General features: G+C 51.6%; 19 protein-coding genes. 15 read left to right on the forward strand and 4 right to left on the reverse strand.

Annotation, left to right across the window (positions count from 1 at the left end; genetic code table 11):
• Nucleotides 1–28: 28 nt before the first annotated feature.
• Nucleotides 29–1,390: a DNA repair protein RadA gene (gene radA / locus H1D31_RS05180; RefSeq protein WP_261256674.1), complete on the forward strand. Its 1,362-nt coding sequence runs from the start codon at nucleotides 29–31 to the stop codon at nucleotides 1,388–1,390.
• 67 nt (nucleotides 1,391–1,457) lie between these two features.
• Here radA and H1D31_RS05185 read toward each other — a convergent pair whose 3' ends face one another.
• Entirely contained in the window at nucleotides 1,458–2,210 is a 753-nt protein-coding gene (locus tag H1D31_RS05185; RefSeq protein ID WP_261256676.1) for an outer membrane protein assembly factor BamD, read from the reverse strand.
• A gap of 123 nt (nucleotides 2,211–2,333) precedes the next feature.
• Between H1D31_RS05185 and rluD the strand changes: the two genes are divergently transcribed.
• The 3 genes from rluD to clpB all read left to right on the forward strand — a co-directional run bounded on the left by rluD (nucleotide 2,334) and on the right by clpB (nucleotide 6,809).
• Nucleotides 2,334–3,308, forward strand: coding sequence for a 23S rRNA pseudouridine(1911/1915/1917) synthase RluD (gene rluD / locus H1D31_RS05190; protein WP_261256679.1), 975 nt, complete (start codon nucleotides 2,334–2,336; stop codon nucleotides 3,306–3,308).
• Between the two features lie 26 nt (nucleotides 3,309–3,334).
• Nucleotides 3,335–4,114, forward strand: coding sequence for a peptidoglycan editing factor PgeF (gene pgeF, locus H1D31_RS05195; protein ID WP_261256681.1), 780 nt, complete (start codon nucleotides 3,335–3,337; stop codon nucleotides 4,112–4,114).
• 115 nt (nucleotides 4,115–4,229) lie between these two features.
• Nucleotides 4,230–6,809, forward strand: coding sequence for an ATP-dependent chaperone ClpB (gene clpB / locus H1D31_RS05200; protein ID WP_261256684.1), 2,580 nt, complete (start codon nucleotides 4,230–4,232; stop codon nucleotides 6,807–6,809).
• 19 nt (nucleotides 6,810–6,828) lie between these two features.
• Here clpB and H1D31_RS05205 read toward each other — a convergent pair whose 3' ends face one another.
• Nucleotides 6,829–7,224, reverse strand: a complete 396-nt coding sequence (locus H1D31_RS05205) for a DUF4124 domain-containing protein (protein WP_261256686.1) — start codon at nucleotides 7,222–7,224, stop codon at nucleotides 6,829–6,831.
• 64 nt (nucleotides 7,225–7,288) lie between these two features.
• Here H1D31_RS05205 and pssA point away from each other — a divergent pair, with 64 nt between their 5' ends.
• The 3 genes from pssA to H1D31_RS05220 all read left to right on the forward strand — a co-directional run bounded on the left by pssA (nucleotide 7,289) and on the right by H1D31_RS05220 (nucleotide 10,556).
• Nucleotides 7,289–8,119, forward strand: a complete 831-nt coding sequence (gene pssA / locus H1D31_RS05210; protein WP_261256688.1) for a CDP-diacylglycerol--serine O-phosphatidyltransferase — start codon at nucleotides 7,289–7,291, stop codon at nucleotides 8,117–8,119.
• A 108-nt stretch (nucleotides 8,120–8,227) separates the two neighbouring features.
• The gene (gshA, locus tag H1D31_RS05215) at nucleotides 8,228–9,820 is read left to right on the forward strand and encodes a glutamate--cysteine ligase (RefSeq protein ID WP_261256690.1); all 1,593 of its coding nucleotides are present in this window, start codon (nucleotides 8,228–8,230) and stop codon (nucleotides 9,818–9,820) included.
• Nucleotides 9,821–9,917: 97 nt separating this feature from the next.
• Nucleotides 9,918–10,556, forward strand: coding sequence for a hypothetical protein (locus H1D31_RS05220; RefSeq protein ID WP_261256692.1), 639 nt, complete (start codon nucleotides 9,918–9,920; stop codon nucleotides 10,554–10,556).
• A gap of 19 nt (nucleotides 10,557–10,575) precedes the next feature.
• Here the strand turns inward: H1D31_RS05220 and H1D31_RS05225 are convergent, their stop codons facing one another.
• The gene (locus tag H1D31_RS05225; protein WP_261256694.1) at nucleotides 10,576–11,835 is read right to left on the reverse strand and encodes an HlyC/CorC family transporter; all 1,260 of its coding nucleotides are present in this window, start codon (nucleotides 11,833–11,835) and stop codon (nucleotides 10,576–10,578) included.
• A gap of 41 nt (nucleotides 11,836–11,876) precedes the next feature.
• Nucleotides 11,877–12,668 (reverse strand): inner membrane protein YpjD, encoded by a 792-nt coding sequence (locus H1D31_RS05230; RefSeq protein WP_261256696.1) that lies wholly within the window; start codon nucleotides 12,666–12,668, stop codon nucleotides 11,877–11,879.
• A 146-nt stretch (nucleotides 12,669–12,814) separates the two neighbouring features.
• Between H1D31_RS05230 and ffh the strand changes: the two genes are divergently transcribed.
• The 8 genes from ffh to tyrA all read left to right on the forward strand — a co-directional run bounded on the left by ffh (nucleotide 12,815) and on the right by tyrA (nucleotide 19,462).
• Nucleotides 12,815–14,182, forward strand: coding sequence for a signal recognition particle protein (gene ffh / locus H1D31_RS05235; RefSeq protein WP_008609830.1), 1,368 nt, complete (start codon nucleotides 12,815–12,817; stop codon nucleotides 14,180–14,182).
• Nucleotides 14,183–14,317: 135 nt separating this feature from the next.
• Complete coding sequence (rpsP, locus tag H1D31_RS05240; RefSeq protein WP_008609832.1) at nucleotides 14,318–14,569, forward strand: 30S ribosomal protein S16; 252 nt, start codon at nucleotides 14,318–14,320, stop codon at nucleotides 14,567–14,569.
• An 18-nt stretch (nucleotides 14,570–14,587) separates the two neighbouring features.
• Nucleotides 14,588–15,124: a ribosome maturation factor RimM gene (rimM, locus tag H1D31_RS05245; protein ID WP_261256699.1), complete on the forward strand. Its 537-nt coding sequence runs from the start codon at nucleotides 14,588–14,590 to the stop codon at nucleotides 15,122–15,124.
• On the forward strand, nucleotides 15,124–15,897 hold the full coding sequence (gene trmD, locus H1D31_RS05250) for a tRNA (guanosine(37)-N1)-methyltransferase TrmD (protein ID WP_261256700.1): 774 nt from the start codon (nucleotides 15,124–15,126) through the stop codon (nucleotides 15,895–15,897). Before rimM ends, trmD begins: the two co-directional genes overlap by 1 nt.
• A 26-nt stretch (nucleotides 15,898–15,923) precedes the next feature.
• Nucleotides 15,924–16,283 (forward strand): 50S ribosomal protein L19, encoded by a 360-nt coding sequence (gene rplS / locus H1D31_RS05255; RefSeq protein WP_261256703.1) that lies wholly within the window; start codon nucleotides 15,924–15,926, stop codon nucleotides 16,281–16,283.
• Between the two features lie 38 nt (nucleotides 16,284–16,321).
• Nucleotides 16,322–16,936, forward strand: a complete 615-nt coding sequence (locus tag H1D31_RS05260) for a DNA-J related domain-containing protein (RefSeq protein WP_261256705.1) — start codon at nucleotides 16,322–16,324, stop codon at nucleotides 16,934–16,936.
• A gap of 335 nt (nucleotides 16,937–17,271) precedes the next feature.
• Entirely contained in the window at nucleotides 17,272–18,324 is a 1,053-nt protein-coding gene (locus tag H1D31_RS05265) for a 3-deoxy-7-phosphoheptulonate synthase (protein ID WP_261260071.1), read from the forward strand.
• A 1-nt stretch (nucleotide 18,325) separates the two neighbouring features.
• On the forward strand, nucleotides 18,326–19,462 hold the full coding sequence (gene tyrA / locus H1D31_RS05270) for a bifunctional chorismate mutase/prephenate dehydrogenase (RefSeq protein WP_261256707.1): 1,137 nt from the start codon (nucleotides 18,326–18,328) through the stop codon (nucleotides 19,460–19,462).
• The last annotated feature ends 13 nt before the right edge of the window (nucleotides 19,463–19,475 follow it).

The raw sequence follows: 19,475 nt of genomic DNA on the forward strand, positions 1-19,475 counted from the left end.
GTGCCTTCCAATAATACCTGGAGTAAGAATGGCAAAAAGTAAAACGGCATATGTGTGTAATGAATGTGGTGCTGACTTTATGCGCTGGCAGGGGCAGTGTACTGAATGCGGTGCCTGGAATAGTATCAGCGAAGTCCGGTTGGGGGCGGTGAAAGCCGGTAGCAGTCGGCTGGGTGGTTATGCCGGTGCGACCGTGGCGCGTGTGATGCGACTGGATGAGGTCGACTTGCAGGATGTACCACGTTTTAGCTCAGGTTTTGCTGAGTTTGACCGGGTGCTGGGCGGCGGCATAGTACCGGGCTCTGCGATCCTGATCGGTGGTCACCCTGGTGCCGGAAAAAGTACTTTGTTACTGCAAATTATGTGCGGCCTGGCCGCACAGGGGGGCGCACTGTATGTGACGGGGGAAGAATCGTTGCAGCAGGTTGCGATGCGGGCGCAGCGCCTGGGATTGCCGATGTCTGAATTGAAAATGTTGGCTGAAACGAACGTCGAAACTATCTGTCAGCTGGCGCAGCAGGAAAAGCCGCGCATTATGGTGATTGACTCAATTCAGGTGATGCATCTGGCTGATATTCAGTCGGCACCGGGCAGTGTGTCACAGGTCAGGGAAAGCGCGGCGTATTTAACCCGCTTCGCCAAGCAGCATCATATCGCTATTATCATGGTCGGGCATGTAACCAAAGATGGATCTCTGGCCGGGCCTAAGGTATTAGAGCATTGTATCGATTGCTCAGTGATGCTGGATGGTGACGCTGACAATCGCTACCGCACCTTGCGCGGCCATAAAAACCGCTTTGGTCCGGTCAACGAATTAGGGGTGTTTGCGATGACTGGCCAGGGGATGAAGGAGGTAAAGAATCCTTCCGCGATCTTTCTGACCCGTGGTAAGGAAGATCAATCCGGCAGTATCGTTATGGTGCTATGGGAGGGTACCCGACCGCTTTTAGTAGAAATTCAAGGGTTGGTTGACTATTCGCCACTGAATAATCCACGACGGGTGACACTGGGGATGGAGCAAAACCGGATTGCGATGTTACTGGCAGTGATGCACCGCCATGCCGGGATCCAGATGGCGGATCAGGATGTGTTTGTTAACGTTGTCGGTGGGGTCAAGGTTAATGAAACCAGCGCTGATTTAGCGACCTTACTGGCGTTAGTCTCCAGCTTTCGGGATAAGCCATTACCGAATGATTTAGTGGTATTTGGTGAAGTGGGATTAGCAGGTGAGATCCGGCCGGTGCCCAGTGGTCAGGAACGACTGAAAGAGGCCGCGAAGCATGGTTTTAAACGGGCGATAGTGCCGCTGGCTAATCAACCGAAGGAACCTATTGCCGGGATGGAAGTGGTCGCTGTGGCACGCCTGGCTGAGGCCTTGGAAGCGCTATAAAGCAAAACGCCTCTGCGTAGGCAGAGGCGCTTGTATTGAGGGTATTACTTAGTGTAATTACCTGAGCTTAGCGGAAGCGGCGATTCTGTGGAAAGTTAAGCCGTAATACCTGCTCGGTGTCACTTCTGAGCTTATCCAGCCCTAATTTATCGTAACTTTCTACCATAATCTCCAGAGCCTGCTCTACCAGCGGAGAGTCACGGTAAAACTCAACAACATATTTACCCCGGTTGGCGGCCGCGAGAAAGGCACCGCGGCGCAGGTAGTAATCTGCTACCAGTAACTCGTGCCGGGCCAGCTTATCTTTAATCGCAACCATCCGCGCCCGGGCTTCGGCAGCATACTTACTTTCCGGATAGTTAGTTAACAGGATACGAAAATCATCAAACGCCTGCCGGGTGCTGGCCAGATCGCGATCGGCACGGTCAATGCCAAAAAATTCCTGAAAGGCGTTTTCATCTGCCTTCAGGTTGGTTAAACCGCGCATATAATATACATAGTCCAAATCCGGTTGATTCGGATTCAACCGGATAAAACGGTCAATGGTTGCCAGCGCTTGCGGCAGATTGCCAGCCTGGTGATAGGCATAAATTAAATCCAGCTGTACTTGCCGGGCCAAGGGGCCGAACGGATGGCGGCTTTCAACCCCTTTTAACAGTTCAATAGCGCGGTTATAAAGGCCTGCATCCAGTACATCCTTGGCTTGCTGATACATCGCTTGCGCCGTTTGATTGGAGGTAACTTGTGCTTCTTTAGGTTTTCCGGCACAGGCGGTGAGGGTCACAGCTAACAGGGCTATCAGAATAAATTTTAGTTTCATGTAAAAATCCGTTACTACTTCGGCTAAATGGCTGTCTAGTCCGGCGTAAAATCGTTAAAATACCCGCTCATGCGATTCTACCCCAGATATCGCGGGGTTGCACACAGGATAACTGCTTCCGTTATGACAAAACAGCTAAAACTTTCAGAAATCGTACCTGAGCACCTTTTTGGTAAGCGCTTAGATCAGGTTCTGGCCGAAATGTTCCCCGATTATTCGCGTTCGCGGATAAAAGAGTGGATCCTGGCCAATAGCGTGCAGGTAAACGGTGAGCCTTGTGCCACTCCGCGGCAGAAAATGTTGGGTGGGGAGCAAATCGATATTCTGGCTGAATTGCCGGAAGAAGAACGTTTTGACGCCGAGCCGATCGCCCTGGATATCGTGTTTGAAGACGAACATATTCTGGTGATCAATAAGCCTGCCGGTCTGGTGGTGCACCCGGGAGCAGGCAATCAGGACGGTACCTTACTCAATGCCTTGTTACATCACTGCCCGGGTATTGCAGAAGTTCCCCGTGCCGGAATAGTACACCGGCTGGATAAAGACACTACCGGCCTGATGGTCATCGCGAAAACGATACCAGCGCAAACGCATTTGGTCGATGCGATGCAGGCGCGGGAAATTACCCGTGAATATGAAGCGGTCTGTTACGGCACTATGACCGGCGGCGGTACCGTAAAACAGCCGATCGGTCGGCACCAGACTAAAAGAACCCTGATGGCAGTTAATGAAAATGGTAAACCGGCTGTCACCCACTATAGAGTGATGGAAAAGTACCGGGCGCATACCCGCCTGCGACTGCGGCTGGAAACCGGCCGGACGCATCAGATCCGCGTACATATGACCTTTATCAGTCATCCTCTGGTTGGCGATCCGGTATATGGTGGCCGGCCCAGACCGCCACGCCAGGCCAGCGAACAGTTATTGCAGTTAATGCGTAATTTTAAACGCCAGGCGCTGCATGCCATTATGCTTAAACTGGCGCACCCGATAACCGGCCAGTTGCTGGAGTGGCATGCGCCATTGCCGGACGATATGGTGGCACTGAATGCCGCTTTAAAAGCCGATACCCAGTTACACGGTATGGACTTTGTGTAAGTCAAAGTATGGACCTGATTAACGTTATGCGCCCTGATCTGCCATCTGAGTTGCCATCGGAGTTGCCATCTGAGTTACTGTACCCTGACTGGCCGGCGCCAGCTTGTGTTAAAGCTGTTAGTTCAACCCGGCTTGGCGGGGTATCCGTCGGACAATACGCCAGTTTGAACCTTGGTGGGCATGTTGGGGATGACGCTGTCAACGTCAGCACTAACCGCCAGCGTTTTGCACAACTGGCCCGGCTGCCGGCCGCTCCGGTTTGGCTAAATCAGGTGCATGGCAATCAGGTGCTAACTTTACCGCAGCACTCACCAGCGCCGTTACCGACAGCAGACGCCAGCTACAGCAGACAGCCACGCCAGGTTTGTCTGGTGATGACAGCAGACTGTTTGCCGTTGTTAATTTGTAACACAGCCGGTACTGAAGTTGCTGCTGTGCACGCCGGTTGGCGTGGTCTGGCTGGCGGGGTGATTGAACAAAGCCTGCAGCAGTTTCAGGCGCCGATGGCTGAGTTATTGGTTTGGCTCGGTCCGGCAATTGGGCCGGCGGCTTTTGAAGTTGGCGCTGAGGTACGTCAGGCCTTTGTGGCGATGATGCCAGAGGCTGCAGCCGCTTTTACCGGCTCAGCTGGCGGCAAGTATCTGGCAGATATCTATGCTTTGGCACGTTTGCGGCTGCAGCGGGCCGGAGTCAGAGCCATCTATGGTGCAGAGTATTGCACCTTTACTGACTCAGCACGTTTTTTCTCCTACCGGCGTGATGGTGAAACCGGCCGCCAGGCCAGTGCAATCTGGTTAGAACCCTGAGTTAGCCGTGCTAAGTTGATGCAAGTCAATTTTTTGACGTTCGCTGCTTGAAAAATCCACAGCAGCGCCCAATCTTACTACACATCATAGTTAGGGTAAGAGCGGGAGCCTGCCAATGCGTTTAGATAAATTCACCAGTAAGTTTCAGGAAGCTATTGCTGATGCGCAATCGCTGGCACTGGGGCGTGATCAACAGTTTATAGAGCCGGTACATATTATGTTTGCCTTACTGAATCAGGAAGGCGGCACCGTACGCGAATTATTAAATAAGCTGGCGGTAAACTTTAATGAACTGCGCTCAAAAGTCAGCCAGGCGATAGAGCGTCTGCCAAGAGTAGAAGGTGATGCCGGTAGCTTACAGCTATCTGCAGCCACAGCTCAGCTGTTGCAACAGTGCGATAAGCTGGCGCAAAAGCGTAAAGATCAGTTTATCTCCAGTGAGCTGTTCGTGCTGGCAGCGACTGAGGACAAATCAGAGCTGGGCCGCATTCTGCAGTTATTGGGGATAACTAAAGACAAGGTCAGTGCTGCGATAGAGCAAATCCGTGCTGGTCAGAAGGTGGATGATGCCAATGCGGAAGATACCCGTCAGGCGCTGAGCAAATATACCATTGATCTGACCGCCAGGGCAGAGTCCGGCAAGCTGGATCCGGTGATTGGCAGGGATGAAGAAATTCGCCGCTGCGTGCAGGTATTACAACGACGCACTAAAAATAACCCGGTATTGATTGGTGAACCCGGTGTCGGTAAAACCGCCATCGTAGAGGGTTTAGCGCAGCGGATTGTTAATAAAGAAGTTCCTGAAGGTTTAAAAGATAAGCGGGTATTATCACTGGATATGGGCGCGCTACTGGCAGGGGCCAAATATCGCGGTGAATTTGAAGAGCGGTTAAAAGCGGTACTGAACGAAGTTGCCAAGGAAGAAGGCCAGATCATCCTGTTTATTGATGAAATTCATACCATGGTTGGCGCCGGTAAGGCGGATGGTGCTATGGATGCCGGCAATATGCTAAAGCCAGCGCTGGCGCGCGGTGAGTTGCACTGTCTTGGTGCCACCACCCTGGATGAGTATCGCAAATATATTGAAAAAGACGCAGCGCTGGAGCGGCGTTTCCAGAAAGTTTTGGTGGAGGAGCCAACGGTTGAGGATACCATCGCGATTCTGCGTGGTTTGAAAGAGCGTTATGAACTGCACCATGCGGTAGAAATCACCGATCCGGCGATCGTCGCGGCAGCAACACTGTCACACCGTTATATCAGTGATCGGCAGTTACCGGATAAAGCCATTGATTTAATTGATGAAGCAGCTTCCAGTATCCGGATGCAGATGGATTCCAAACCAGAAGAGTTAGACCGCTTAGAGCGACGTATTATCCAGTTGAAATTGGAGGATAATGCCTTAGCAAAAGAAACCGACGAGGCCAGCAAAAAGCGTCGCGATAGTATTCGTGAGCAAATTGATGAGCTGGAGCAACGTTACAACGAGCTGGACGAGGTATGGGAATCCGAAAAGGCGGCATTGCAGGGCACCCAGTATATTAAGGCCGATCTGGAGCAAGCTCGCTTGGACCTGGAAGTCGCACGGCGGGCCAGTGATCTGCAACGGATGTCTGAGTTGCAGTATGGCCGCATTCCAGAGCTGGAGAAAAAGCTGGATTTAGCCTCGCAGGCGGAAATGCAGGAAATGACGCTGTTGCGGCATAAGGTGACCGATCAGGAAATTGCGGATGTGGTGTCAAAAGCCACCGGCATTCCGGTGAGTAAAATGCTGGAAGGCGAGCGTGACAAATTGTTACGGATGGAAGAGGCTCTGCACGATAAAGTGGTGGGGCAACATGAGGCGGTCAGTGCGGTGGCAAATGCAATCCGCCGTTCGCGTGCCGGCTTATCTGATCCAAACAAACCTATTGGCTCTTTCTTATTCCTCGGGCCAACCGGGGTAGGGAAAACCGAGCTGACCAAGTCGCTGGCGCAATTCCTGTTTGACAGTCCGGATGCGATGGTGCGGATCGATATGTCGGAGTTTATGGAGAAACATGCGGTGTCCCGTTTGGTTGGCGCACCGCCGGGCTATGTTGGCTATGAAGAGGGCGGTTATCTGACCGAGGCGGTCAGACGTAAGCCTTACTCAGTGATCCTGCTGGACGAGGTTGAAAAAGCCCATCCCGATGTTTTTAACATCTTATTACAGGTGTTGGACGATGGTCGTCTGACCGATGGTCAGGGACGGACGGTGGATTTTAAAAACGCCGTGATCATCATGACCTCGAATCTGGGATCGGATCTGATCCAGGAGCATTATCGTGAATACAGCTATGCCGAAATGAAGACCATGTTGATGGATGTGCTGAGCAGGCAGTTCCGGCCGGAGTTTTTAAACCGCTTGGACGAGTCTGTGGTATTCCATCCGCTGGATGACCGGCAAATTAAACAAATTGCCAGTATCCAGTTGCAGCGGTTGCGGCAGCGCTTACAGCAACGAGACTTCCAGTTGGAAGTCAGTGATGCGGCGCTGGAGAAACTGGCGGCAGTTGGCTTTGACCCCTTATATGGTGCAAGGCCGCTGAAAAGGGCTATTCAGCAGTATCTGGAGAACCCACTGGCACAGGCGTTATTACAAGGCAACTTTTTGCCGGGTAGCACTATTGTGGTTGACCATGACGGTCAGCAGTTTAAGGTGCAGAGCCGGCGTTAGCATCAGCAAAGCAGCCCGGCTAAGGTGTGGCCGGGCAGCGCCTTCTGATCTCAAAGTTCGCCAGCAGGATCTGCTGCTGGCGCTCTTCTGTTGTCAGTAAGCGCACTGCTTCCTGGTTCGCTTCTTTGGTAAAGAGTTCCTGCTCGCTGTTTAACATCGCCAATTGATCGCGGGCTTGTTGACACAACACCGGATCAAGCACCGCACCTGAACTTACGCCTTGCGCAACGGTGGTGACGGCAGATGAACCGCTACCGACCTTAATCGTGACTAACTGGTATTCTCCCTCAGCCGGCGGCTGTTGCGAGAAATGGATCACACCCTTTGCATCCTGCCAGCTGTAAACCGTTTGGGCGATGGTCAGCGGAGCCAGGCATAACAGGGTGCCGAGAAAGATGTACTTCACTTTTGCCATGGTTCTATCCATGTTATGTTATGTCCCTTATAATCAGTGTAATCGTTATTTTAGAAGTTGCCTTATGACAGAATTAAAAAACAGTGATAGCAGTCCGCGTAAAGGGATCTATCTGTTACCTAACCTGCTGACAACCGCCGGGCTTTTTTCGGGTTTCTTTGCCATCGTATCATCAATGAATGGTCGTTTTGAAGCCGCTGCCGTGGCGATTTTTATCGCAATGATCTTTGATGGCCTGGATGGCCGCGTAGCGCGCTTAACCAATACCCAAAGTGAATTTGGGGCACAGTACGACAGCATGTCTGATTTACTGGCCTTTGGTGTAGCACCAGCCTTAGTTGCCTATAATTGGGCGTTGGCGGATCTGGGCAAGTTCGGCTGGTTGGCGGCCTTTATTTATGTGGCCTGTGCCGCCTTACGTTTAGCGCGTTTCAATGCCAATCTGGGTGTAACAGATGGCCGTTTCTTTCAGGGCTTAGCCAGTCCGGCGGCGGCTGCCCTGGTGGCCGGTATGGTCTGGAACGGCGCCAGCTTTGAGATTGATGGTGATAAGTACGGCTATCTGGTGGGTTTACTGACCATCACCGCCGGCTTTTTGATGGTCAGTAATTTCCGCTACAACTCCTTTAAAAACCTGAACTGGCGTGATCGGGTGTCCTTTCTGACGATCTTGCTGGTCGTGCTGGTCTTCGTGGTCATCGCTGCCCGGCCGGCGCAGATGTTATTTATTATTTTCTTTGCTTATGCCTGCTCGGGACCCATTACGACCTTTCGCAGCGTACGCAAACTTAAACTGGAGCATGTGGTGGGCGATTCCGAAGATGCTGATTTTCTGGATGAGACAGCAGCTAAAGCGGAGAGCGCCAAACCCGAAAAAACTGACGCCGGTAACTGAGCCTGCTACCAGGCTCGTAGCGTCATAGCCAATTTTGTGTTTCACCTCTTGATATCAGCTTGGCGTTCCCCAATGATTGGGGAACGCCATTCTCAGTAAGGAATCATCTTGAGCGCTAGCATCACCGCAGTTTTGTCGTCGTTGCAACAGCAGGGACTACAGCAGAGTATCCTTGGTATTAAGCGTGGGATCGAGCGCGAAACCTTACGCGTTAATCAGGACGGCAGTCTGGCACAAAGCGCCCATGCCAGGGCGTTGGGTTCTGCGCTGACACACCCCTGGATCACCACCGATTTTTCAGAATCACTGCTGGAGTTTATTACCCCTGCCGGTGAGGATATTGAACAAACTCTGGCGCAACTGGCGGACATTCATCGCTTTACGGTACGACAACTGGGTGATGAACGGCTATGGCCGGCCAGTATGCCCTGTTTTATTACCGACCAGCACCAGATCCCGTTAGCACAGTACGGGTCGTCGAATGTCGGGAAGATGAAAACCCTGTACCGGCAAGGACTGAAAAACCGCTACGGCAGCATGATGCAGGCCATCAGTGGCGTGCATTTTAATTTCTCGTTACCGCAGAGCTTCTGGCAAGCGTATCAGCAGTTGTTACAGGATGACGCGACGCTGCAAGATTTTGTGTCGGCACAGTATCTGTCATTGATCCGCAACTATAAGCGCTTTGCCTGGCTCATTGTCTACCTGTTTGGCGCGTCGCCGGCAATGTGTCAGTCCTTTTTAGAAGGGCGTCAGTCGCGTTATGCGTTCCAAAAACTGGGCAAGGGTTCGCTTTACCTGCCTTATGCGACCTCACTACGGATGAGTGATTTAGGCTATACCAACAGCGCTCAATCCAGTTTAAATATTACTTATAATAGTTTGCCGGAATATATCAGTGGTTTGCATGCGGCTGTGACCCAGCCCTCTGCCGAGTATCAGAGTATTGGTGTCAAGGTGGATGGGGTTTTTCAGCAGCTGAATAGTAATGTGCTGCAGATTGAAAACGAGTTTTACTCGACTATTCGTCCTAAGCGCACCACCGAATCGGGCGAGCGGCCGACCTGTGCCCTGGCCAAGCGGGGCGTCGAATATATCGAAGTGCGGGCGCTGGATGTCAATCCGTTCAGTAGTATTGGTATTAGTGCTGAACAAATGCGTTTTCTGGATGTGTTCCTGCTGTACTGTTTACTGGAGCAAAGCCCGCCGTTATCAGCTGCTGAGCAGCAGGTTACTGAGCAGAACCTGAAAAAGGTGGTGACTGATGGTCGGCGCACTAATCTGGAGCTGTTGCAGGATGGTCAGCCACGCCTGATGCAGGATTGGGCCGAACAACTGTTTGCCGATATGATGCCAATCGCCAAATGGCTGGATCAGGCGTATCAGACCGACCGCTATCAGGCGGCGATGCGCCAGTATTATCTAAGCTTATTAGATCCGGCACAAACACCTTCCGGTAAGGTCCTCAATCATCTGCTGAGCACTCGGCAGGACAATGGTCCCTATATGCGGCAGTTGGCAGAAGGCTATCGTAGCCAGCTCCTGGCAGAGCCATATCAGTATTACAGCGAACAGGACTTTGTTGCGGCGGCGGCGCAATCGCACCTGCGCCAGCAGCAAATCGAAGCGGCTGATACCCTGAGTTTTGAACAGTACCTGGCTGACTATTTCCGTGAAGTGCCAGCCTGTACCGCCGAATAGCAGATAAAAAAACGGCTACCAGGTGGTAGCCGTAAAGGAGAATCCAGGGAAAACAAAAAACTTGGTTGCATCCATGCACCTTGTTAGAATCCCCCTTATGCTGATAGTTCAAAAAAAGATTAAAAAAAATAAACTCCTGATCATATTAGGTTTGTCTGCGGCCTTAACCGGCTGTGCGACGCCGCCCCCGCAAAATAAAAGCGATATCTGCGAGATCTTTCGTGAGAACCGCTCCTGGTATAAAGCCAGCGCCAATGCCAGTGACAAATGGGGCATGCCAATCGCTGTGCCGATCAGTTTTATGTATCAGGAAAGTGGTTTCCGGCACAATGCCCGGCCACCTATGCGTTATTTTCTCGGCTTTATCCCTTATGGTCGTGCGAGCTCAGCCTATGGCTATTCCCAGGCAAAAACCCCAACCTGGGACGACTATGTCAAGGATACCGGTCGATTATTTGCCAGCCGCAGCAACTTTGCGGATGCGGTGGATTTTATTGGCTGGTATATCGATAAGACCCACCAGGTAAATAAGGTGCCGAAAGATGACGCTTACCGGCTTTATCTGAACTACCACGAAGGCTGGGGCGGTTACCGGCGTGGCACTCATCAACAAAAGGGCTGGTTGATCCGTACTGCGCGTCAGGTTGACGACAGAGCCCGGATTTACCAGCAACAATTAAAAGGTTGTGAGAAAGAATTGCAGCGCGGCTGGTTACGCCGCCTGCTATTTGGTTAGTCTGTGGTTCAGCGGCTGGCTAGCGTGTCAGAACCAGCCGCACCGTTTTAATCATATTATCCTGCACATCGACGATTTCCAGTGGATAGCCGGCTAGCTTAACGCTCATTGCGCCTTGCGGGATCTCTTCCAGATGTTCCAGTAACAGACCATTCAGCGTTTTCGGGCCGTCAGTTGGGAATTCCAGCTGCATTTGCCGGTTCAAATCCCGCAGGCTGATGCTGCCGTCGATAAGGTAAGAACCGTCCGGTTGTTGAATAATCGCCTCGTGTTTATCTTCGAGCACATCAGTAGTAAATTCACCCACCACTTCTTCCAGAATATCTTCCAGCGTCACCAGCCCCTGAATATCGCCGTATTCATCAACTACCAACCCAATACGTTCCTTGGTGCTTTGAAACTTCAGCAGTTGCGTATTAAGTGGTGTGCCTTCTGGAATGTAGTAGATTTCGTGCACAGAGCGTAGCAAAGTTGCTTTGGTAAACTGATCTTTAAGCAGTAGCCGCACCAGATCCCGTGGGTGAATAAATCCCAGCGCATCATCAATACTATCCCGATACAGCAATACCCGGCTATGCTGGGCGTTGGCTAGCTGGCGTACGATATCTTTCCATTCGTCGTTAATATCGATACCGGCGATTTCGTTACGCGGCGTCATAATGTCATCCACGGTAACATTTTCTAGATCCAATACTCCCACCAGCATATTCTGATGTTGCTCCGGGATCAGGGCGCCGGCTTCATGCACCACGGTTCTAAGCTCTTCTGCACTCAGACTGTTGCCCTGATGCTTTTCCGGGCTAATGCCCATCACGGCCAGTAAGCCATTGGTGATCCAGTTAATTAACCAGACGAGCGGATAAAATAGTTTTAACAGCGGTTTTAGTAAGGCGGAGCTTGGAAAAGCGATCCGCTCCGGATGCAGTGCCGCCAGGGTTTTTGGCGTGACCTCCGCAAATACCAGGATCACCAGTGTCAGGATCACGGTTGCAATAGCAATACCGGCATCGCCATACAGTCGCATACCAATAATGGTCGCAATCGCGGAGGCTGCGATATTCACCAGGTTGTTGCCAATCAGGATCAAACCGATCAGTCGATCTGGCCGGTCTAATAATTCGGCCACCCGTTTTGCGCCTTTATGTTGTTCATTTTCTAGGTGTTTTAACCGGTAGCGGTTAACGGACATCATGCCTGTTTCTGAACCCGAGAAATAGGCCGAGATGAACAGTAGCACTCCCAAAATAATAAAGAGTGTACTGGTTGAGATTGCGTCCAAAAGTTAATTACCTTTATTGCCTGACAAAGTGTAGAGCGGTTTCAGAATCTGCCCAGCAGGACTTCTTTTACAAAGCGGCTGCCAAAATAGGCCAGGGTAAGGAAAATACTGCCGACTACAGTCAGAGATACCGCGGTTCTACCGCGCCAGCCCTGACGGGCATGCCCCCAGCACAGCACTCCGAATACAATTAGCGCGATTAGGCTTAGCAGCGTTTTATGGTCGACCCAACTTTTCATATAGGGTACACCACTGGCCAGTGCCAGAGTTAACAAGGCGGTACCGGCTGCCAGCAAGCGAAATTGCAGTTGCTCTGCCTGTAATAATGGCGGCAAAAAGCGACTGACACCAGAGAAATTTTTATGTTTCAGTTTATAACTGATATAAGACACTTGAATTGAGTACAGCGTGGCCATAATCAGCACCACATAGGCGCTAAAAGCCAGACCAATATGGGCCAGCAGCCCCGGGCTTTGTCCCAAATGCTGTAACAGCACTGTGCCGGGAATAAACAGACCGGCCAGCAGCAGTAAGGCGGCGGCGGTGTAGACTATAGGTAATAGCAACACAGCCGGACTGCGCAGGGAAATCAGGGTTACCGCCAGGGTTAACAGCCAGGCAACCAATGAGCTGACGTTCAACAGACTGAAGTTTTGCCCCTGCTCGGTAAAGATGCTGCCTGCCAGGCTGAGCATATGGCATACCACACCCAGGGTACCGGCACCGAAAACCAGTTTAAAGTTTGGCCCGGCCGGATGGAATAGCCGCAATAGCAGGGTAACAGTTGCAACCGTATAGGCAACCAAAGCCAGCGCGGGTAACAACATCGGCATACTTAACACTCCTGTGACGCAGTAAGTGGATTATTGTATTGCAAGTTTCGGGTAAAGCCCAGCAGCATACAGTAAGATGCGCTTAAGGCTGACGATAACAGTACAACGCGCTATAATCGGCGCAATTACCGAATTGGATCTCCGCTATGTTTGAAAATCTGTCAGATCGTTTAAGCCGGACCCTGAAAAATATTAGTGGTCGTGGTCGTCTTACTGAAGACAATATTAAAGAAACGCTACGGGAAGTGCGAATGGCACTGCTCGAAGCTGACGTGGCATTGCCGGTTGTTAAAGACTTTATCAACCAGATCAAAGAGCGCTCTGTGGGTCTGGAGGTCAGCAAGAGTCTGACCCCGGGGCAGGAATTTCTGAAAATCGTCCGTAAAGCCCTGGAAGAAGCCATGGGCGAGGCGAATGAAGAACTGGCCCTGAATACCCAACCGCCAGCGGTGATCCTGATGGCAGGTTTACAGGGGGCCGGTAAAACCACCTCTGTGGGTAAGCTGGCAAAGTTTCTGACCGAACGCAAAAAGAAAAAAGTGTTGGTGGTATCGGCCGACGTTTACCGGCCTGCTGCGATTAAGCAGCTGGAAACCTTAGCCAAAGCCGTTAATGTCGAGTTTTTCCCCAGCGACATCTCACAGGCGCCGGTTGCTATTGTTAATGCGGCTATCACGCATGCCAAAACCCGGATGTTTGATGTGCTGCTGGTCGATACCGCCGGTCGTTTGCATGTCGACAGCGAGATGATGGATGAAATCAAGGCGCTGCATGCCGCGGTAAAACCAATTGAAACCCTGTTCGTGGTCGATGCCATGACCGGTCAGGATGCGGCTAATACGGCCAAAGCCTTTAACGAAGCCTTGCCATTAACCGGGGTGATTCTAACCAAGGCCGACGGTGATGCCCGTGGTGGTGCCGCCTTATCGATCCGCCATATCACCGGTAAGCCAATTAAGTTTATCGGTACCGGTGAGAAAACTGACGCCTTAGAGCCGTTCCATCCGGATCGGATCGCCTCGCGCATCTTAGGTATGGGCGATGTGCTAAGCCTGATTGAAGAGCTTGAGCAGAAAGTCGATAAAGAAAAAACCGCGAAAATGGCGCAGAAGATGATGAAGGGCAAAGGCTTTTCATTAGAAGATTTTCGCGAGCAGCTGGTACAGATGCGTAGCATGGGCGGCATGATGTCACTGATGGACAAGCTGCCGGGGATGAAAAATCTGCCGGCCGGTGCCGCCGGTCAGTTAGATGAAAAGCAGTTTGTGCGGATGGAAGCCATTATTAATTCGATGACGCCGAAAGAGCGTGAGTTTCCCGACCTGCTGAAAGGCTCGCGTAAAAAACGGATAGCGGCCGGCTCCGGCACTCAGGTGCAGGAGATCAATCAGCTGCTGAAACAATTTACCCAGATGCAGAAAATGATGAAACAGATGAGTGGTAAAGGTGGCCTGATGAAGATGATGCGGGCCATGGGCGGCAAGTTACCACCTGGTATGTTGCCACCGCGCTGATCCTGGTGTGACGGGTTGCCAGGCCGCGAAATGCCTTGCATTCGCGGCAAAAATCCGTACAATGCAGCAGCCCTGCAGTCCGACTGCGGGCTTTGTTATTTTTTAAAACCTGAACGATTGAAATTAGAGGACGGTATGGTAACTATTCGTTTACAACGTGGTGGCGCGAAAAAGCGTCCATTTTACCAAGTTGTGGTAGCGGACAGCCGTTTTGCTCGTGATGGCCGTTTTATTGAGCGCGTGGGTTTCTTTAACCCAATCGCCAGCGGCACTGAAGAGAAACTGCGTCTGGACCTGGATCGCGTTGACCACTGGGTAGCACAAGGTGCTGCACTGAGTGATCGCGTGGCCACTCTGGTAAAAAACGCTAAGAAAGCAGCTGCTTAATTAGCAAGGCGTGTGGAGTTGTCACTGTTGAGTGAAAAAGATTTTGTAGTACTTGGCAAGTTTGGTGCGGTTTACGGCATCAATGGCTGGCTAAAAATTAACTCCTACACGGACATCCCGGAAGGGATTTTTGATTACACACCCTGGCAGGTCAAATTTCAGGGTAACTGGCAGACAGTAACAGTCAGCAGCTGGAAACGGCATAGTAATGGCTTAATCGCCAAACTGACTGACATTAATGTCCGGGAACAGGCGCAGGCCTATGTCAATGCTGAAATCGCGGTTGCCGCCAATGCCTTACCGGCGCTGGACGATGGCGAGTACTACTGGAAAGATCTGATGGATCTGAAAGTAGTGAATGAGCAAGGCTATGATCTGGGTGTGGTAACTGACTTAATGGAAACCGGCTCTAACGATGTGTTAGTGGTGAAAGCCAACCGGACTGATGCCTTTGGTAAGGGTGAGCGCTTAATTCCGTTTCTTGAACAGACTGTGATCAAGCAAGTGGATTTGGCGAATAAGCAAATCACAGTAGATTGGGACCCGGCGTTTTAATGCAGGAACAACCAAGGTGGGTGGGCGTTGTCTCACTGTTTCCGGAGATGTTTCAGGCGATTACGCAATACGGTGTCACTGGTCGGGCTGTAAAGCAGGGCATTATTCAGCTTGAGTGTTTTAACCCGCGGGATTTTACCACGGACAAACACCGCACTGTTGATGACCGGCCTTATGGCGGCGGCCCCGGTATGCTGATGATGGTGCAGCCACTGACCGATGCCATTCGTGCGGCGAAAGCCACAGCGGGAGGTAAGGTGCATACGGTTTATTTGTCGCCGCAAGGCCGCAAACTAGACCAGCAAGGTGTGGCTGAACTGGCAAAACATCCGAAACTGCTCCTGGTAGCAGGCCGTTACGAAGGAATTGACGAGCGCGTGATCGAAACCGAAATTGACGAAGAATGGTCAATCGGCGATTACGTACTAAGCGGGGGCGAGTTGCCGGCAATGGTATTAATTGATGCCGTGTCGCGACTGGTGCCCGGGGTTTTGGGACATGATTTATCTGCTGAGCAGGATTCGTTTGCGGCCGGCTTATTAGATTGTCCACATTATACCCGCCCAGAGGTGTTAGCAGACAAACAGGTACCCGCCGTATTGCTGAGTGGGCACCATGAAGAAATTAGACGCTGGCGTCTGAAACAGGCTCTTGGTAGAACCTGGTTAAGACGGCCGGATATGTTAAATTCCCTGGCTCTGACTAAGGAGCAACGCAAATTACTGGCAGAATTCCAACAGGAATACCAGGCGTTGCAGCAGCAAGCAAGATAGTTAACTCCAGGTAAAGTGAGATTGTTATGAGCAAAGTTAGCCAAAACATCATCAAGCAACTTGAACAGGAACAGCTGAAACAAGACGTTCCTGCGTTCGCTCCAGGTGACACTGTAGTGGTTCAGGTTAAAGTTAAAGAAGGTGACAAAACCCGTTTACAGGCTTACGAAGGCGTTGTTATCGCTAAGCGTAATCGTGGTCTGCACTCTGCATTCACCGTCCGTAAAATCTCTAATGGCGAAGGTGTTGAGCGTGTATTCCAGACGCACAGCCCGCTGGTAGACAGCATCACCGTTAAACGTCGTGGTGCCGTTCGCCGTGCTAAGCTTTACTACTTACGCGATCGTTCAGGTAAATCAGCGCGTATCCGCGAAAAGCTTAACTAAGCTGTTAAGGGCCGGCACTATGCCGGCCCTGTTTTTTTATGGCAGAACTGACTGCTACAGCACCGCTTAATCCCACTCAGCTGCAACAACTGGAGCTTCGGTTGGAGCAGATCCTGTTACGCCGTTTTGGCGAGCTGACAGAGCAGCAACTTCTGACGCTGCTGGATTTAAAACCCCTTAGCACCATTCAAGATAGCCAGTTTGCGCTATTCCAACGCCATTTTGTGCTGTATCACTTGTTATATCGACTGGCAGAGCGTTGGGCGCTAAGCAATACCGCTTATCTGGATATTGGCCTGGCACGAATTAAAATTGCGCCCTGGCGAGACAAACTGCCGCTGCTTACCGACAGCAAGGCAGCCTACTATGCCGACTGGCAAAACTATTGGCGGATGACGCCGGTGGCATTAAGTAAGCGACTGGCGAGCTTCTGGCAGTACTATCTGCAGCGCCAAGGCGGTAGTAGCAGCACGATCCTGCTGAACGATGATGAGGCGTTACAGCTGCTACAACTGGATTGGCCTTGCAGCCTCAGCGATCTGAAAAAGGCCTTTCGGCGTTTATCGCTAAAACATCATCCGGATCGCGGCGGTGATAAAACCACCTTTGTCCGTATCTCACTGGCGTATCAAAAAATCTTACAGCGTCTGTAACCTCTTCCTGCTGTTCATCACCTGAGTTCGCTATTTCGCTACGCCGCTGTAAAGTTAAATATACTTTTGCGTTTCTGCGCTAAAGGCGCACTTATCCTTATTTTTATTGCTTTGCAGGGTTGACCTGATAGCCGTCTATCCGTACACTCAGGCTTATTGTAATTTTATAGATACGTGCCGTATGGGTAAGTTTACGGTGTTGGGTCGGGTTTTTGCACAGCTTGCTTAGCGCAGATAGCGAAAAATAACGCTTTTTTGCGTCGGCAGGCGGCATAAGCACAGACTCTTGCCTATGCTTAGTCTCCGCAGCACTGCAAAGGAGCTCAATCGTGTCCATGATCGTCGATGACCTGCGCATAGTGGCGCAGAAACCCTTAAGTTCGCCGGCTGTATTAAAACGGGTACTGCCTTTATCAGAGCAAGGCGCGGACTTTGTTGCCAAGGCCCGCGCTGATATCGCCAATATTATTCACGGCCGTGACAAACGTTTGTTAGTGGTAACAGGTCCGTGTTCTATCCATGATCCTGTTGCCGCCATTGAATATGCCAATAAGTTAAAAGCGCTGCAGTTAGCCTATCAGGACAGTCTGTATATCGTAATGCGGGTATACTTTGAAAAGCCCCGTACCACTGTCGGCTGGAAAGGCTTTATCAACGATCCCCACCTGGATGACTCTTTTGATTTAGAGACCGGCTTGACCTGGGGCCGTGAGCTGTTATTGAAAATGGTCGAGCTGGAATTGCCGGTCGCGACCGAAGCTTTGGATCCGATCAGCCCGCAGTATATGTCGGATCTGATTAGCTGGGCGGCGATTGGTGCCCGTACTGTGGAGTCGCAAACTCACCGTGAAATGGCCAGCGGCTTGTCGATGCCGGTAGGTTTTAAAAATGGTACTGATGGCAGTTTAAGTGTGGCGCTCAATGCCCTGCAATCGGCTGCCAGCGGCCACACCTTTTTTGGCATTAACCAAAAAGGAGAGGTCAGCCTGATCCAAACTGCCGGTAATCCGGATGGGCATATTATTTTGCGTGGTGGTGCCAAACCTAACTATGATGCCGCCAGCATCGAGGCTGCGTTGGCGCAATTGGATAAACTCAAACTACCACACGGCATTGTGGTTGATTGCAGCCATGGCAATTCCAATAAGGACCATAACCGGCAACCGCTGGTGGCACAAGAGGTATTGGCGCAGCGTTTGGCCGGCAATAACGCCATTATCGGCATTATGCTGGAAAGCCACTTACAGGCCGGGCGCCAGGATATCGTTAATGGCAAAGCTGAAAAATACGGTGTCTCAGTCACCGATGCCTGTATTGACTGGTCAACCACCGCGGATTTGCTGGACAGTTTAGCGCAACAAATGCGGCAACTGGCGGCGGTGGCCTAAGGTGAAGCCCAGTGATGCAGCGGCAGCGGCGTTACAGCCGCTGCGAGAGCAAATTGATCAGCTGGATAGTGAGCTTGTCGAGCTATTGGCACGCCGGGCCAGAGTTACAGCCCAGGTTGGGCAGGTGAAGCAACACTACGCGCTGCCGGTCTATGTACCGGAGCGTGAGCAGGCGTTACTTGCTGCCAGACGACAGCAAGCGCTAGAACAAGGCGTATCACCAGAGCTGGTAGAGGACCTGTTACGCCGCGTGATGCGTGAGTCTTATGCTACCCAGGATCAGCACTTTGTTTGTTGCCGGCCCAGTGGCGGCAAGGTGGTGGTGGTCGGCGGCGCCGGGGCATTGGGTGGGCGTTTTGTTAGCTTATTTCAACGCTCAGGTTATCAGGTGGCAATACTGGAACCTCAGGACTGGCCGCAGGCGGCCCAGCTATGTCAGGATGCGGCCCTGGTATTACTGGCGGTACCTATTACGCTAACCAAGCAGGTGATTGCGCAGTTACCAAAATTGCCTGCGCAGTGCGTACTGGCCGATTTAACCAGTATTAAGGCGCGGCCGCTGCAAGCGATGCTGGCACAGCATAGCGGGCCTGTCGTTGGCTTACACCCAATGTTTGGTCCGGACATCAATAACCTGATTAAGCAAGTCGTCGTAGTCTGCGACGGCCGGCAGCCGGAAGACTATCAGTGGTTATTAAAGCAACTGGTGATCTGGGGCGCGGAGCTGACGACCAAAGCGGCAGAAGAACATGATAGCGCCATGCAACTGATCCAGGCGATGCGGCATTTTTCCTCTTTGGTCTATGGTGTGCATCTAGCCGAAGAGCAGGCTGATTTAAATGAGCTGTTGGCACTCAGTTCACCGATTTACCGGCTGGAACTGGCGATGGTGGGGCGTTTGTTTGCGCAGAATGCTGAACTTTATGCCGATATTATGCTGTCATCGGCTGATGTGACGGCGTTGCTGCAGCGTTATCAGCAGCGTTTTACTCAGCTATTGGGCTTGTTGGCAGTACAGGATAAAGCCGGTTTAATGGCGGAATTTGCCAAGGGCCAGCAGTTCTTCGGCGAGCTGGCGCAGCAATTTCTGCAGGAAAGTAAGCAATTACTGCAAAAAGCGGCAGACGGGCGCAGTTAGCGCCCGAAATTAT

It is taken from the genome of Alishewanella sp. BS5-314, from assembly GCF_025377695.1.
Taxonomy (GTDB): domain Bacteria; phylum Pseudomonadota; class Gammaproteobacteria; order Enterobacterales; family Alteromonadaceae; genus Alishewanella; species Alishewanella aestuarii.